The 14963-nt window shown below is 42.7% G+C and carries 15 protein-coding genes and 2 tRNA genes; 8 read left to right on the top strand and 9 right to left on the bottom strand.

What is annotated here, in order from left to right; translation table 11 throughout:
• Position 1: 1 nt before the first annotated feature.
• The 8 genes from AXF12_RS06410 to AXF12_RS06375 all read right to left on the bottom strand — a co-directional run bounded on the left by AXF12_RS06410 (position 2) and on the right by AXF12_RS06375 (position 7640).
• Positions 2–1201 (bottom strand): UDP-N-acetylglucosamine 4,6-dehydratase, encoded by a 1200-nt coding sequence (locus tag AXF12_RS06410; RefSeq protein ID WP_066431831.1) that lies wholly within the window; start codon positions 1199–1201, stop codon positions 2–4.
• A gap of 3 nt (positions 1202–1204) precedes the next feature.
• A complete protein-coding gene (locus AXF12_RS06405; protein WP_066429321.1) occupies positions 1205–1726 on the bottom strand; it encodes a DUF7935 family protein in 522 nt (173 codons plus the stop codon).
• Positions 1727–1729: 3 nt separating this feature from the next.
• Positions 1730–3142 (bottom strand): TlpA family protein disulfide reductase, encoded by a 1413-nt coding sequence (locus AXF12_RS06400; RefSeq protein ID WP_066429319.1) that lies wholly within the window; start codon positions 3140–3142, stop codon positions 1730–1732.
• A gap of 133 nt (positions 3143–3275) precedes the next feature.
• The gene (locus tag AXF12_RS06395; RefSeq protein WP_066429317.1) at positions 3276–4103 is read right to left on the bottom strand and encodes a purine-nucleoside phosphorylase; all 828 of its coding nucleotides are present in this window, start codon (positions 4101–4103) and stop codon (positions 3276–3278) included.
• Positions 4104–4131: 28 nt separating this feature from the next.
• On the bottom strand, positions 4132–4947 hold the full coding sequence (locus AXF12_RS06390; RefSeq protein WP_066431829.1) for a M48 family metallopeptidase: 816 nt from the start codon (positions 4945–4947) through the stop codon (positions 4132–4134).
• A 570-nt stretch (positions 4948–5517) separates the two neighbouring features.
• Entirely contained in the window at positions 5518–5976 is a 459-nt protein-coding gene (locus AXF12_RS06385) for a retropepsin-like aspartic protease (RefSeq protein ID WP_066429314.1), read from the bottom strand.
• Positions 5961–7034 (bottom strand): mannose-1-phosphate guanylyltransferase, encoded by a 1074-nt coding sequence (locus AXF12_RS06380; protein WP_066429312.1) that lies wholly within the window; start codon positions 7032–7034, stop codon positions 5961–5963. The genes AXF12_RS06385 and AXF12_RS06380 overlap by 16 nt, the downstream gene beginning before the upstream one ends.
• Positions 7035–7040: 6 nt before the next feature.
• Complete coding sequence (locus AXF12_RS06375) at positions 7041–7640, bottom strand: SprT-like domain-containing protein (protein ID WP_066431827.1); 600 nt, start codon at positions 7638–7640, stop codon at positions 7041–7043.
• A 374-nt stretch (positions 7641–8014) separates the two neighbouring features.
• Here AXF12_RS06375 and AXF12_RS06370 point away from each other — a divergent pair, with 374 nt between their 5' ends.
• From AXF12_RS06370 to AXF12_RS06345, 6 genes are all read left to right on the top strand, one after another.
• Positions 8015–9046, top strand: coding sequence for a threonine aldolase family protein (locus tag AXF12_RS06370; protein WP_066429310.1), 1032 nt, complete (start codon positions 8015–8017; stop codon positions 9044–9046).
• The gene (locus AXF12_RS06365; protein ID WP_066429308.1) at positions 9037–9444 is read left to right on the top strand and encodes a hypothetical protein; all 408 of its coding nucleotides are present in this window, start codon (positions 9037–9039) and stop codon (positions 9442–9444) included. The genes AXF12_RS06370 and AXF12_RS06365 overlap by 10 nt, the downstream gene beginning before the upstream one ends.
• A 117-nt stretch (positions 9445–9561) precedes the next feature.
• On the top strand, positions 9562–10602 hold the full coding sequence (locus AXF12_RS06360) for a VWA domain-containing protein (RefSeq protein ID WP_066429306.1): 1041 nt from the start codon (positions 9562–9564) through the stop codon (positions 10600–10602).
• A 28-nt stretch (positions 10603–10630) separates the two neighbouring features.
• Positions 10631–11545 (top strand): tetratricopeptide repeat protein, encoded by a 915-nt coding sequence (locus tag AXF12_RS06355; RefSeq protein WP_066429304.1) that lies wholly within the window; start codon positions 10631–10633, stop codon positions 11543–11545.
• A 41-nt stretch (positions 11546–11586) separates the two neighbouring features.
• Positions 11587–13338: a BatD family protein gene (locus tag AXF12_RS06350; protein WP_066429302.1), complete on the top strand. Its 1752-nt coding sequence runs from the start codon at positions 11587–11589 to the stop codon at positions 13336–13338.
• A gap of 4 nt (positions 13339–13342) precedes the next feature.
• Entirely contained in the window at positions 13343–14104 is a 762-nt protein-coding gene (locus AXF12_RS06345) for a tetratricopeptide repeat protein (protein WP_066429300.1), read from the top strand.
• Here AXF12_RS06345 and AXF12_RS06340 read toward each other — a convergent pair.
• Positions 14097–14633, bottom strand: a complete 537-nt coding sequence (locus AXF12_RS06340; protein ID WP_066429298.1) for a shikimate kinase — start codon at positions 14631–14633, stop codon at positions 14097–14099. The two genes, AXF12_RS06345 and AXF12_RS06340, sit on opposite strands and share 8 nt — an antisense overlap.
• 127 nt (positions 14634–14760) lie before the next feature.
• On the opposite strand from AXF12_RS06340, the gene AXF12_RS06335 reads away from it, so the two are divergent.
• Both AXF12_RS06335 and AXF12_RS06330 read left to right on the top strand, forming a co-directional pair.
• A tRNA-Lys gene (locus AXF12_RS06335) sits at positions 14761–14836 on the top strand.
• A 28-nt stretch (positions 14837–14864) separates the two neighbouring features.
• A tRNA-Lys gene (locus tag AXF12_RS06330) sits at positions 14865–14937 on the top strand.
• Positions 14938–14963 lie beyond the last annotated feature (26 nt).

The following is a 14963-nucleotide window of genomic DNA, read 5'->3' as shown; positions in this document are numbered from 1 at the left end:
ATTACATCTTTGCATCTAAATATTTACCTGTTTCCTTATGGTCAAAATTCACCAAAAACGCCTTCATCACCTGTGTTATATCCTCTTTCTTGGTATCCTCACGCTCAAATAGTGTCGCAAAAGTACGAATCAGTTCCTCAATGGCTGCTCTCGTCTTAAAATCTTTTACCGTAATCACTCCCAGCGACTTGTATTGAGCTAAATTGACCTCTTCGCCCTCAGTATAAAACTCTTCATAAGGTTTCTCGCCTGTGGTATCACTCTTTGAGAAATACACGGGGTATTGCTTCCCATCTCCCGCCTTTGCCTTAGCGATCGCCTCCTGCTCATCTTTGCATTCTAAAGGCTCATAACCCAACTCCCTCAGCAATGCCTTTGCAATCTCTGAGAAAGTGAGTACCTGCTCTTCACTGAGCTTTGGAAAATAAATTTGCCCTGTCTTACCAAGCATACACGCCATCAGACATATCTGCCCACTCTCCCCGGGTGAGACAAAGTAGCGCGTTACATCACTGGGTGCTGAAAGTGGCTGATGCTTCGCTATGCGCTCCAAAAAGCCCGCAGGTAGCGACCCATTAGAGAAAGCCACATTGGCAAACCTCGCAGTGGTTACACAGAACTCATTTGCGTATGCCATTATCATATCTTCCATCAGCTTCTTACTGCCCCCCATTATATTCACAGGGTTTGCCGCCTTATCAGTCGATACACAGAAGAAATGCTCTGGCTTGTAGTTGCACAGCAAGTCAAGCAATCCTTTGGCATTCATTACGTTATTTTTGAGCAATGCCTCTACAGAGCACAAATCCTTTTCACTGCGCACGTGCTTATGTGCCGAAAAATTAGCAACAATATCAAAGCCACCGCGCTTCTTAAATAGCTTTGTAAAAGTCGTATCGGCATAGCTCATCGGATACGTCACATAGTCATTGGGCACGTATATCCCTGAGCTACGCAAATCGCGTGTTAGCTCCGTTAGCCCATTCTCATTAGTATCTACTACCACTAGCGAACGCGGCTCAAACGGCAGCAATGCCTTGATAAACGAACTCCCAATAGAACCCGCACCACCGATCACCAACACCGATTTCCCTGCAATACGCTTGCGCAACGCCTCGCTATGCTGCAAAAAATCCTGCTGAAACATACTCTCCTTACGCCGAATTACGCAGTCTGCTATGAACGCTTCTATGTCTATCATCATCTATCTCAAAAACTGTCGTACTTCCTCTTTTAGGTGGCTCAACGCACTTGCCGAAGGAGTTGGCTTATCCACAAACTCCTTAAAGATGGTCTCTACCATCGCTGTTGCGTCGGCTATCTCATCGTCGTGAGTGGCTTTGCGTATAATCTGTATAGTAGCCATCTTAGCTGCACGAATTATATTCCACAGATTTTCACTCAGATAGATCTGCTGTGCCAAATTGTGCTCAAACTCTTCATCAATCGAATTCACCAGCAACATCTCATATTCCTTCTTTGAAAACGTATGCGGAGGAATACGCAGAAAAAGCTGCTGAGGAGTGATGCGCTCCAAAAAGAGCGTCATTCGCTCATAAGCCTGTAAGCGTATCGGCAACCCTATCTTTTGGTTCTCCCGCTGAAGGGCAAACATACGCCTTTTAGTTTCATTGGCAATATGCATCTTAAAAAAATAATACGCAAATGCCCCTACTATCAAAGAAGGGACACAGTACATAAAAAACGTAATAATTTGATCTAACATAAACTATGATTCTTTTAATGGGAGTAACTTCTCCAAATCAGGACTGAAAATGTCTTCAAATGCCGATATAATCCGCCCATTCTTATCCAAAATTAACGATTTATTAATATTATTAATCAAAAACTTCTGCGACAAATCCATAAAATCAACCGAGTGATACTGCTCATCTCTCGCCAATGTATCTTGCAATAGATGCCTACGCCACCGCGCCTTATCCTCCCCTATATCAATTCCTACAAACATCACATTGGGGTAAAGATTTTTTAGTTGAGCCACCCTATTGAATATCAAATCTGATAGTTCCTTCTGATTGGCTGACCAAAAGTAATATATCGTTAATTCTGGCTTCTGTATAGCCGAGAACTTAGTTCGCTCACCCCTCCTATCTATCAAATCAAAGTCAGGAGGCACTTTCCCCGCTTGCAAGGCTATCGCATTCCTAAACACCCTCTCCAGCTCTACTTTATGTGTATTCTGAGCATTATACAACCTAAATACATCAAAATACATCTTATAATTACGCTGATCTCTCACATTAAATATGTAAGAATAAGCCGCATTGCGGAAAAGGTTATCCCTAAGAGCCCCTTCTTTGAAGAGATTGTTAATAATCTGTATCTTCTCCAAGTGAAAGCGCTGCTCTCTATTTACATCTACAAGCGTATTGACATCCGTACTGTACTTAGTATATGCTAAGTTATTCACATACATCACCATATAGCTATAATACGGACGAAAATACTCTAAAAACGTATCATTATAGTTAATCTGCTTCCTATAATCGTAAAAATGAGCTGGCAAAAGCTCCACTATAGGCGTACCATTCTTACTTTGATATACAAAAGGATAGATCTCCATCTCTTTGTAGATCGGAAAAGTCGCACTTACCAATGCCAGATTCTTTGCCTTAGCCGTCAAACTTGGGTTAGCAAGCACAAAAGTGTTGTATTCATCTCTCCGCTCTTGGCAAATAGAGTCCATCACCTTCTGGTATTGAAAAGGCAATAGTGAATGGTATCCTCTGAATAAGTCTGACTGCTTAGTAGCCAAAATCGCTTGCGAATGCACAAAATTATTCACCGCTGACCCCTTCCCCGAAAAGGAAATACTCTCACTAAAGTCCAAAGCATTAGCATAAACTGCCACACTATCATTGGGCTCTAAATAAACGTACTGATATTTGCCACCAATACGGAAATTGTACAACTTCCCTTGATCAATCTTCAAAGAAAAACGGAAGTTCTTATCCTTATCCAAATTCGTCGTATCCACAGGCACATCATTAATGTACAACACCACCTGCGAATCCATCGTATTCGGAAAGAACCCTGTAAGTATCGTACGGCTTTGATCCTCTATCGTACAAGCCGTCAAACTCGCTGCACACAACAAAAATAATAGCCCCTTCATTTTCATCATCAATATTCATCAAAAAATCGGTGCAAAGGTATACAAACCTTCGAATATAAACAAGTTAATAATATGTTAAATTATTACCCCTACTAAAAGAATTTTAACATAACCAATTTCAGTAGGGGTTTTTACTAACTTACTTATAAATCTCAATCAATCCTTTTACTAACTTCACTACATTTGGCATTGCTATATTTGCCGCATTGAGCACCTCCTCGTGCGATACATTTGGCGAAATGTCAGGACCTCCTAAGTCCGTAATCACCGAAAGGGCACATACCTCCATCCCTTGATGGCGCGCCACAATCACCTCTGGCACAGTGCTCATACCTACAGCGTCTCCTCCTAAGATACGCACCATACCATACTCGGCAGGCGTCTCAAAGGTAGGACCCTGCAAGCCTACGTACACCCCTTTCTGCACCTTAATCCCTTGTTTTTTAGCTATTTCCTCTAAGGTAGCAATCATCGTATGGCTATAAGGCTTGCTCATATCAGGAAAACGCGCTCCAAACTCGTCTAAATTCTTACCACGAAGCGGATGCTCAGGAAATAAATTGATATGGTCGCGGATGATCATCACATCGCCAATCGAAAAGTTAGGGTTTACCCCCCCTGAGGCATTTGAGAGTATCAGTCTATTGATGCCCAACTGCTTGAACACTCGTATCGGGTAGGTAACCTCTTGCATCGAATAGCCTTCGTAATAATGCACGCGCCCTGCCATCATAAGCACATAGCGCCCTTGTATCTTACCGTAGACGAGCTTCCCCTTGTGCCCTGCTACGGTCGATTTCGGAAAGTTAGGGATATTCTTATAGCTGATCTCCGAAATCACCTCTACCTCATCCTCCAACTTGCTCAGTCCAGACCCCAAAATAATAGCAAACTCAGGTGTATGCTCTGAAATGTACGACTGTATGATACGTGCCGTCTCGTTAATCCTATCGTAAATCTGTTGCATAATATAATTTTTAGTGTTTTAATCTTCTTTATTGAAAACTCGTTACGCCAAACTTAGCTGCCTCAGCCCTTGCCTTAGGCACCAAAGCCGTCAAGTTCCTGATGCGCGACTCATTGGTAGGGTGTGTGCTGAGCAATGCCGAACCTGAGCCTCCGCCACTCTGTGCACTCATACGCTTCCAAAGTTCGGGAGCCTCAGCAGGGTCGTAACCCGCAATGGCCATAATCTGAATACCAATAGCATCAGCCTCTGTCTCATTCGAACGGCTAAAAGGCAACATCACCCCCACTTGTGTAGCCAGCCCGTAAGCCAAGCCAAACTCATTGGTCAGCGAAGCGTATTTTGAGCTTTGCAAAGCGACACTCCCTGCCAGCAACCCTATCTGCTGCAAGGTGCTTGCACTCATACGCTGCGCCCCGTGGTCGGCAAGGGCGTGAGCTACCTCGTGCCCCATTACCACCGCCAAGCCTGCTTCAGTTTGTGTGATAGGCAATATCCCCGTGTATACCACAATCTTACCCCCAGGCATACACCAAGCGTTCACCTGCTTGTCCTGCACCAAGTTATACTCCCAGCGATAGTCGTCCAGATAGCCCTTATAGCCATTGGCATCGAGCCACAACTGTGCTGCCTTTGCAATACGCTGCCCTACACGCTTGACCATCTCAGCATCCTTAGTGCCCTTCACCACCTTATTCTCACTCAAAAACTGCGAATACTGACTAAAAGCCATCGGAAAGACGGTGCTATTGGGCATAAAATTCAAGGTACTCTTCCCTGTAAACGGATTCGTCTTACACGAGAAAGCCGTTAGTAGTAGTGCTATTAAAGTAATTCTCTTTATCATAATTAAATATTTTTGCAAAGTTACTAAAAAAAATAATACAACAACATTCTATCACAAGTATTTTTTCAACATAAATACTAAGTATTGATTATCAATATCAAAAATAGCACACAAAGTTCAATAACGCACCTCACCCCTACCCTATCGCCCCCCCCTATCATAAGGAATAGCATCTAGCACAAGGGTGTAAATGGGTGCTAAAAAAATTCCCCACTACCCATTGCACATTATAAATTATTTCGTACTTTTGCACCATCTTTTTAACAATACCACAACACAACATCATCTCCCTACATTCTAACCACTGACCTCTAATCACTAACCCCTAAAGCTAAGAGAAACGATAGGAATAGCTCTATAGGATAAGTATTTAGGGTAACAAAAATACGTGTTTAAGTGTATTCCTACAAAGGTTTACATTTTCAATTATTCAATATTTATCAGTTTTATTAAGAAAATAATAAATTCATCGCAATACAACTTTAAGTAATTGTATTGCAATTTCTCACAAACTTTTATAGCAAGTGTTCGTATATTAATACCATTCTCCTTATAGAAAGATTTTTTTTAAGATTTTTTCTTTTTTCCCATCAGGTAAAGGCGTTTGTGAGCATAGTCGATAATGGCTTTTTTCTTCAGGAGGATATCCGCCCCTATGATGCCATGCACCAGTGGTGTGTCGCGCTGTTGCAAAGCATTGTTTACGTGGGTCAGATCAAAGAGGATGATGGGTGTACGCTGCATTTTTGCAGTGCCGATTTCCAAAAGGTTGCTCAGCGATAGGTGCGTTTCCATATCGCTGGTACCCGCCCCAGTGGCTTTGACCTCCGAGGCTTCGGTGCGGAGCTTAAAGTGGCTATCCATCTGTGTGCCGACACAGGTGTTGGAGGCGCCCGTATCTAAAATGAACCTCCCCGCAATGCCGTTGATCTTTGCCTCTAAGATGAAGTGTTGCGTGGTGCCGAGCTCTAACTTAATGCTGGTGTAGCCCTGCGCGGTCAGGATGTTTTTCAATGTATACCCCATTGTTTTTTTACTTGGCTTACTATTTCTTTGATGTTTTGCTCTTTTGCCTTGGGGTAAATGAGTAGCACATCGTCTTTATCGACTATAATATAGTCTTTTAGTCCATCGATAACGATATATTTGTGTGAATCGGAACGAATAATGTTGTTTTCAGCCTCCGAAAGGAGTGTGTGAGCGTTGATTACGGCATTTTTACAGTCGTCTTTGGGCATTCTTTCGTAAAGAGAGCCCCAAGTGCCGAGATCGTTCCAATCAAAACGCGCTGGAAGCACATAGATATTGGTCGAAGGCTCTAAAATGGCGTAATCTACCGATATATTATCGGCAAAATGGTATGTTTTAGCTATAAAATCGCTTTCATCTTCGGTATTAAACACCTCTTCACCCTGCAAAAAGAGGTCGTACATAGCGCGCTGGTATTTCTTAAAGGCGCCGAGCACGCTTTTTATACTCCAAATGAAGATGCCCGCATTCCAGAGGAAGTTGCCTTGTGAGAGAAAGCTCTTGGCAGTCTGGTAATCGGGTTTCTCGCGGAACTGGATCACCTTTTTGATAGCGCTGGGGTCGTCATTTTCATACTGGATGTACCCATAGCCCGTGTTCGGATAGGTAGGCACAATACCCAGAGTGAGTAATTTATCGGCCTTTTGGGCATCGTTAAAGCAAGTAATCACATTGTCCATAAAGGTTTTCTCGTCCTCGATCCAGTGGTCGGAGGGTGCGACTATCATCACGGCGTTGGGGTTGCGCTTTCGCACCTTCATAGCCGCGTAGAGGATGCACGGAGCCGTATTGCGCATACACGGCTCGAGCACGAGGTTGCGCGGCAGTATGTCGGGGATCTGCTCTTCCACCAAATCCTTGTAGCGCTCATTGGTGAGGATCAGTATGTTCTCCTTGGGGATAAATTTATGCAGGCGGGCGAAGGTGCGTTGCAGAAGCGTCTGCCCTGCCCCCAGCATATCGTGGAATTGCTTTGGGTAAGCGGTGGTGCTCACTGGCCAGAAGCGCGATCCAACGCCGCCAGCCATAATCACAGCATAGTAATTGTTCATCATAACTCACTAACTTTTAATTAGCTCCACTTCGGCGTGGGGCTGGAATATATATTTTCTGCCTGTACTCAGCTCGATACAGTCATAACATTTGATGCGGCGTTGTCCTTTGCGGAAGATGCGCCCGTCCTTAGTACGAAAGGTGCTCCCGATGGGGATTTCGTATATGAAGCTCAGGTCGCTCACCGCATCGTACTGCTTCAAGGCAATCGCCAAGGCGGAATCGACATCACTGCTTGCCGTTGGGTTGCGAAAATGGCGCTGCAAGACCCCTAAAAGCTGCTTCGGGAATACTTCGGGCACGATGAAAGGAATCATCAGCTGCCTGAAAGTGTATTTCCACTCCGCACCGTGAGGCTTGATACGCTTCCCGTAGGTTTCAAACGCCACCAAGTGAGCTACTTCGTGCACAAAAGTAATCAAAAATCGGTACTTATTAGTAGTGGCATTCATCGTGATGAGATGTTGTCCGCTCGACAACCTTCGGTAATCGCCGTGACGCGTTTTGCGCTCGCTGACGATCTTAAGGTATATGTTTTTCTCTCTAATGAGCTCAAAACAAGGCATTACAGCATTCATCGGTAAGTATTTAGCAAGTATTTCATTCATAGAATAGCTCTTTGAGCGCTGCAAATATACGAAGATTATTTGAATTAATTGCCAAACAGAAAAGAAAAAAACAAAAAATACATTTTTCCACCGCTCGACCGCCTCCTGTAACACCTCGAAGAGGTATTTTATTCGAATGAGGAACGGAGCCGCAACGAAGAGGTAAAATAGCATTTATGAAAAACACTTATCTACACACATAATAGGTACACGGAAAAAATAACTGCCAGAAAAGTATTTAACAAAATAGATGCCGATACCTTTTTGCAAGGCTACTTCCTCCGAAAGTAATTAATGTGACAGCGATGACAATTTTTTCACAAAAAAGATGTACCTTTGCCGACTGAGAGAAGAAGTTATTTAAAACAACGAAAATGAAAATAGCATTCAAAAATGATTATTCAGAAGGGGCACACCCCTCTATTTTAGAGCGTTTGGTGCAAACCAACCCCATTCAGCAAGCTGGTTACGGCTTCGATGAGTATACCCTTGCGGCAAAAGCACGTATTGCAGCGCTGTTAGATAATCCTGAAAGCCAAATATACTTTGTTTGTGGCGGCACACAGACTAATCTACTGGTAATAAGCCATCTGTTACGCCCTTATGAGAGTGTCATTGCCTGCGATTCTGGGCATATAGTCGATACGGAGGCTGGCGCTATTGAGGCGACGGGACACAAAATACACTTGGTGCCGTCCATCAATGGGAAAATACAGTGTGAGGACATCCGCAAAGTAGTAGCACATTTCGGCGAGCCACCTCATCAAGTGAAACCGCGGCTGGTATACATCTCCAACGCTACTGAATTGGGCTCTATCTATACGCTCAGCGAGCTAAAAGCGATCTACAACACCTGTCACGAGCTTGGGTTGCTCCTCTTTGTGGATGGGGCACGCTTGGCGCACGCACTCAATGCCGTGGGCAATGATATTCACTGGGTGGACTTAACGCGTTACACCGACGCTTTCTATATCGGCGGCACCAAGAACGGGGCATTGCTTGGCGAGGCTATCGTGCTCAACAAAAAGGAACTACAAATAGGCTTCGACTATTATATCAAGCAGAAAGGCGCACTGCTGGCAAAGGGACGTTTGCTCGGGATACAGTTTTTAGAGCTCTTCGAGAACGATTTGCTAAATCAGTTGGCGCGCCACGCTAACGAGCAAGCCGACCGCATACGCCAGAAGCTCATTGAGAAAGGTGTGAAGTTCCTCTCCGACTCACCGACCAACCAACTCTTCCCTATACTCACCAACGCACAAGTCTCGCACCTCGATGAGCGCTTTGAGTTCTATCATTGGGCAGTAATAGACCCCGACCACACAGCCATTAGGCTCATCTGCTCTTGGGCGACCACCACCGAGGAAGTCGATCAGCTACTCAACACCATCGACGAATGTTTTTAAACACTACCAATGGTGATTTTATGCTTATCGATGGAGTAACAATCAGCCTCCAAACTCCTTTTTCTCAGCTCCGAGCTGCCTTCCCTGAGAATAAAATATGGGAAGTTGGCACAGGCTACTGCTGGATTTACTTCTCTGACGTGCTCTACCAAGAGAAGAAGTTTGCCGTTGAAGTGTGTTACTGCGATGAGCGGCTAAAAGTGATCCACTTCACAATGCAAGAGTGCGACACCCCTTGGCAGAAATGGAGCGAAGCACATCAGATCGCCACCGAGCAAGTTTATAAACACTGGCTTACAGCACAATTAGGCGAGGAGCGCAGGTATGATTGGGGCAACGTAGATGCCTACTTTGACCGCCGTAGTGCCTTGACCTATATGTATGTATATTACAACTGAAAGCCATTCATAATCAAAGTTTTTCGAGAAAAAAGCCTCTGATAAGAAAAATAATTGTATCTTTGCACCGCTTTGGTCTGATATTTGCGTATAGAAAAAAGTAAGCAACAAAAAACAATGATACATATCGACAATAAAACATACCTGTGGCTCATATCAGTAATAGCTTTATTGCTGATTATTTTTGTGATTTCGCAACTACGCAAAAGAAAAATGCAGAAGCAGTTTGCCTCGGAGAAGTTGCTCAGACGCTTGGCGCCCGACCGCTCTGGGTTTAAGCCTTGGGTAAAATGGGGATTGCTATCGCTGGTAGTGTTATTGCTCAGTGTAGCCTTGGCAAACCCTAAGATGGGCACCAAAATTGAGACTGTGAAACGCGAAGGCGTGGATATTGTCTTCGCCATTGATGTTTCGAAGAGTATGCTCGCACAAGACGTAGCCCCCAACCGATTGGAGAAGGCCAAGCGCATTGTATTTGAGACGATCAACTCACTAAAAGGCGACCGCGTTGGTATCGTGGCTTACGCTGCCAGTGCTTATCCACTCTTGCCGCTCACTACCGACCACTCCGCCGCAAAGATGTTCTTGCAAAGTATGAATACAGATATGCTTTCCTCACAAGGAACAGCCATTCAGGAAGCTATACGTATGGGCAGCCAATTCTTTGACGAGAAAAGCAAGACGGCACGCCTACTAATTGTGCTTTCTGATGGCGAAGACCACGAAATGGGCGCCACCGAGATAGCTTCAGAGGCGCAAAACAATGGAGTGCACATCTACACCATAGGTGTGGGCACCGAAAAAGGAGCTCCGATACCACTGGGGAGAGGTGGTGACACTCAGAACTATAAACGCGACCGCAACGGCGAGGTAGTTATCACCAAGCTCAACCCTGAATTGCTGATGCAGATAGCCCAGAACGCTGGTGGCAGTTATATCAATGGCGACAACACTAAGGCAGTAGTCGAAAAGATAGATAAAATACTCTCTGGCACTGATAAGAGCGAGTTCGAAGCACAGCAATTTGTCGACTACAAAGATCAATTTCAGTGGTTCTTAGCTGGAGCTATCCTCTTATTGGTGTTAGACTTGTTTATCTTTGAAAAGAAAACCGCTTGGGTAAAGAAACTCAACCTATTCAATGAAAAGAAGGACTAAAAAGGTTACTTACTAAACAAAAACGAAGATGAGATTAAGAATATTTTATATTGCAACCCTGATAAGCCTTATCACTTTTGCTCAGGAGAAGGAAAATAAAGAACTCAAAAAGGCTATAGAACGCTCGAAGAAGTACACCTACGAAGGAAATAACTCGCTGAAAGCTAAAAAGCAGGTTCAAGCTGAGGTGGACTATCGCAATGCCATCGCTGAGAATAAAGACAATGCCACAGCACAGTACAACTTGGGCACGATGTATTACCAGCAGAAAAGTTACGGAGAAGCATTCCTACGCTTGAAGAATGCAGCAACCGCAAATGGAATAAGCCCTGAGGAAAAACACAAAGCGTTCCACAACCTCGGAAATACTTTTATGAAGGAAAAAGCCTATGACAAGGCTGTCGATGCTTATAAAGAAGCCTTACGCAATAAACCCTATGATGAGGAAACACGTTATAACTTAGCTGTAGCTAAAGAGATGCTGAAGAAGAATCCTCCACCACCAAACAACCAAAAAGACAACAAGAACAATCAACAAAACCAAAACCAAAATCAGAACAACCAAAATAACCAACAGAATCAGCAGAACCAAAATAACAATAATAACAACAACCAACAAAACCAGAATAATCAGCAAAATCAAGATAAGAAGGATAATAGGGACAACAAAGATAAAAAGGATAATAACCAAGATAAGAACGACAAACAAAACCAGCAAAATAAAGACAAGGATAAGGGCGATCAGCAAAAAAATCAAAACCAAGACCCTCAGCAAAGAGATGAAAATAGCAAAGGAGAGGGCAGACCGCGCCCTTCGTCCATCTCTCCTCAGCAAATGGAGCGTATCTTAGAGGCAATGAATAACGAAGAGCGCAAAACGCAAGAAAAAGTCAATGCTCAAAAAGTAAAAGCCACACGCTCAAGAGCTGAAAAAGATTGGTAGTAATAATAGTAAGATGATTTAAAAATAGTAGTTGTAAAAAGATGAAATACAAATTAGTACTCTTTATAACTTTTCTCTTTCACACCCTGTACGCTCAGAATGTAGAGTTCAAGGCAACCGTGAGCAAAAACCACTTAGGTGCCAACGAACGCCTGCGAATCGAGTTCTCAATGAACAAAGATGGCGACAACTTCGTAGCACCGAATTTTCAGGGATTTACCGTCGTTATGGGACCCTCACAGTCCATTTCGCGCTCGTGGATCAATGGAGTGAGTAGCTTTTCAAAAACATATATTTATATCTTACAACCCAATTCCAAAGGAAATTTCACCATCCAACCTGCAAGCATCGAAATTGATGGGCGAACTTATAAAACAAACCCCATACAAATCACAGTTTCCGCAGCGGTAAACAACCCTTCTATCGACCGAACAAGTAGAGATATTGCTAATGACAATATATTCCTATTAGCCGAAGTATCAAAAGCAAATCCATACCTGAGTGAGGCTGTAAGTGTCACCTACCGCTTATACGTAGGCGGAGAAGTTGCTCTAAGTGAATTGCGAGGCGTAAATGTACCTAAGTACACTAACTTCTGGAGTCAAGATATCAACTTTCCCGAATATAAGATAGAAAACTGTACTTACCAAGGAAGGCAATATCGCTGTATTGTAGTGAAAAAAGTAGTGCTATACCCTCAGAAAGTTGGTAATATCACCCTTGATCCATTCACTTTAGAGGCTACACTAAACGTCCCTACCTCACAACGCGACTTCTTTGGCAGACCGATGTATGAGCAAGTAAGAAGGCGTATTACTTCAGGAGGAAAGACTTTGGAGGTAAGAAACCTACCTGAGGAAGGAAAACCAGAGAACTTCTCAGGAGCTGTGGGTGAGTTCTCATTTGATGTGAACGCTTCAAAGCACACACTCAAAGCTGGAGAAAGTTTACAACTTAAAGTACAAGTATTAGGTAGCGGCAACCTCAAGCTATTTGAAATGCCTAAACCAACCTTCCCCTCATCATTAGAAGTATACTCACCTGAGCAAAAAGAGGATATCAACACCTCACTGGCAGGAATGCGAGGACGTGTAGAGCAGGCTTACACCATAGTGCCTCAGTACAAGGGAAAATACCCTATCTCAGGATTATCCTTCTCCTACTTTAACCCTAACACAGGAAAATACGTAACCCTCAAAACAGACGATATCTGGATAGATGTAACCGATGGACCTATTTCGGAGAACAAACGGATGGATAACGAACAAGGCAACTTATCCGAAAAACAATTCAAAGGAGTGCAAAGCTATGCTAACCTGCAACCCAAAAACAAAACCTTGTTCTTCGGCTCTGTACCTTATTATCTTTGCTTATTGTTGCCTCTGTGCATCATCCCAATAGTTCTATTACTTTGGTACGTAAAACAGAAACGAGAAGGAGATATCCAAGGTACCAAAGCACGCTTGGCAAACCGCTTAGCAAAGAAATATCTAAGTGAAGCCAAACAGAAACTAAATGATAAGAGTACTTTCTACGAAGCGTTAGAACGTGCTTTACACAATTATCTAAAAGCAAAATTAAAGATTGAAACTTCTGAGATGAGCAAAGAAAAGATAACCGACTTACTGCTCGAGAAACACGCTGAGGCTTCAACAGTAAATAGCTTTATCCAGTTGCTGAGCAATTGTGAAATACATCGCTACTCACAGCAGCACACAGAGGCTTCTCTAACCAAAGATTTTCAAGAGGCTATTCGTGTTATTTCAGACTTAGACAAACAAGTAAAGAAATAAAAAAATGAGACGAATATTATATATAATACTTATAGTTTTACTGCCGTTCTTGGGGTTTTCACAAGCTGAGAGCAATGAAGCATTATTCTCAAAATCAATAGAAAACTACGGCAAAGGAGATTACCAACAGGCGATCTATGGTTATCAAGCTATCTTGAAATCAGGATATGAATCTTCCTCGTTGTATTATAATATGGCAAATGCCTATTATAAGCTCAATCACGTGCCCGAAAGTATTTATTATTATGAGAAAGCTCTAAAACTTAACCCTGAAAATAAAGAAGCAAGGACCAACTTAGTTTTTGCCAACCAAATGAGGGTAGATGCAATCACCCCCCTACCTCAGACGTGGCTAAGGAAACTATCAAATAGGATTATCTCCTTGTTCTCACTAAATGTATGGGCAACCTACTCCATTATTGGGGTTTGGCTATTTGTGTTTAGCTTTCTACTGTATTATTTCATTGAAAAAACAACTTTGAAAAGACTGTTTTTTACGCTAATGCTCTTTACAGTTATCTTTACCGCAGGAACTTACTTTATAGCAAATACTCATAAGAATAGAGTTGAGAATGAGAAATTTGCAATTCTATTTGATAAAACTGTACGTCTTTTTGCTGAACCTAATGCCTATAGCACAGAGGTAGCTTCCTTACACGAAGGCACAAAAGTAGAAATTATTGAACAGCAGAATGATTGGCTAAAAGTCAAATTAGCCAATGGCAAAATAGGTTGGACAAAAGAGAGCGTTCTAAAAATCATATAGAAGAGCTTTTTGGGGCATCTATTACCCTTTCAATAGCTTTCAGTCCTTCTACATCAGTAAGCCCATCCATAGGAATGTGATACTTAGCCTGCATATAAAAGGGATTCCTATCAAATAGGTGCTTACGGATAAAGTCCTCTAAATCTGTATCTACTATATCTGCTATCAATGGACGAAGATGTTTCTCTTGCAGCAGACGCTCAGCTAACGACTTAGGTTGATATTTCAGGTAGACAACCATTTCAGTACTATCTGTGATAAGTTGCATATTATTCCCAAAACAAGGGGTGCCTCCCCCTACAGCAAGTACAAAATCCTCTTGAGAAGCTAAGAGTTCACTCAGGTAGTACGACTCTATCTTACGGAAATAGATCTCACCTCTATCCTTAAAAATACGTCTTACTGAGGCACCTTCTTTCATCTCTATATACTGATCTAAGTCGATAAAAGGAACGTTTTTCTTAAGTGAAAGGGCTTTTCCAAGAGTCGTTTTTCCACTTCCCATATAACCTATTAAAATTATCTTCATTGTTAAAATATTGTATAATAGTGGTTTAAAAAATAATTTAAAAATAAAGTGCAAAAATAATGATTTATTTCTTGCTATGTAAAAAAATTGTTATAAATTTGCACCCGCATTGAAGGAATGACATTGCGACTTGGTAGCTCAGCCGGTAGAGCACAACACTTTTAATGTTGGGGTCCTGGGTTCGAGCCCCAGCCAGGTCACCATTGTACAATTTGTTTTTATATGTTTTTTGACTCAGTAGCTCAGCTGGTAGAGCACGACACTCTTAATGTTGGGGTCCAGGGTTCGATCCCCTGCTGGGTCACGGGTTATACAATTTGTTTTTATGGT

Origin of the sequence: Capnocytophaga haemolytica (assembly GCF_001553545.1) — a bacterium.
GTDB lineage: Bacteria > Bacteroidota > Bacteroidia > Flavobacteriales > Flavobacteriaceae > Capnocytophaga > Capnocytophaga haemolytica.
This window is presented reverse-complemented; position numbering and strand designations above follow the sequence as displayed.

Excerpts from the sequence above, each read along its gene's own strand:
- AXF12_RS06410 (WP_066431831.1), bottom strand. The coding sequence starts at position 1,201 with ATGATAGACATAGAAGCGTTCATAGCAGACTGCGTAATTCGGCGTAAG.
- AXF12_RS06405 (WP_066429321.1), bottom strand. The coding sequence starts at position 1,726 with ATGTTAGATCAAATTATTACGTTTTTTATGTACTGTGTCCCTTCTTTG.
- AXF12_RS06400 (WP_066429319.1), bottom strand. The coding sequence starts at position 3,142 with ATGAAAATGAAGGGGCTATTATTTTTGTTGTGTGCAGCGAGTTTGACG.
- AXF12_RS06395 (WP_066429317.1), bottom strand. The coding sequence starts at position 4,103 with ATGCAACAGATTTACGATAGGATTAACGAGACGGCACGTATCATACAG.
- AXF12_RS06385 (WP_066429314.1), bottom strand. The coding sequence starts at position 5,976 with ATGGGGTATACATTGAAAAACATCCTGACCGCGCAGGGCTACACCAGC.
- AXF12_RS06380 (WP_066429312.1), bottom strand. The coding sequence starts at position 7,034 with ATGATGAACAATTACTATGCTGTGATTATGGCTGGCGGCGTTGGATCG.
- AXF12_RS06375 (WP_066431827.1), bottom strand. The coding sequence starts at position 7,640 with ATGAATGAAATACTTGCTAAATACTTACCGATGAATGCTGTAATGCCT.
- AXF12_RS06370 (WP_066429310.1), top strand. The coding sequence starts at position 8,015 with ATGAAAATAGCATTCAAAAATGATTATTCAGAAGGGGCACACCCCTCT.
- AXF12_RS06365 (WP_066429308.1), top strand. The coding sequence starts at position 9,037 with ATGTTTTTAAACACTACCAATGGTGATTTTATGCTTATCGATGGAGTA.
- AXF12_RS06360 (WP_066429306.1), top strand. The coding sequence starts at position 9,562 with ATGATACATATCGACAATAAAACATACCTGTGGCTCATATCAGTAATA.
- AXF12_RS06355 (WP_066429304.1), top strand. The coding sequence starts at position 10,631 with ATGAGATTAAGAATATTTTATATTGCAACCCTGATAAGCCTTATCACT.
- AXF12_RS06350 (WP_066429302.1), top strand. The coding sequence starts at position 11,587 with ATGAAATACAAATTAGTACTCTTTATAACTTTTCTCTTTCACACCCTG.
- AXF12_RS06345 (WP_066429300.1), top strand. The coding sequence starts at position 13,343 with ATGAGACGAATATTATATATAATACTTATAGTTTTACTGCCGTTCTTG.
- AXF12_RS06340 (WP_066429298.1), bottom strand. The coding sequence starts at position 14,633 with ATGAAGATAATTTTAATAGGTTATATGGGAAGTGGAAAAACGACTCTT.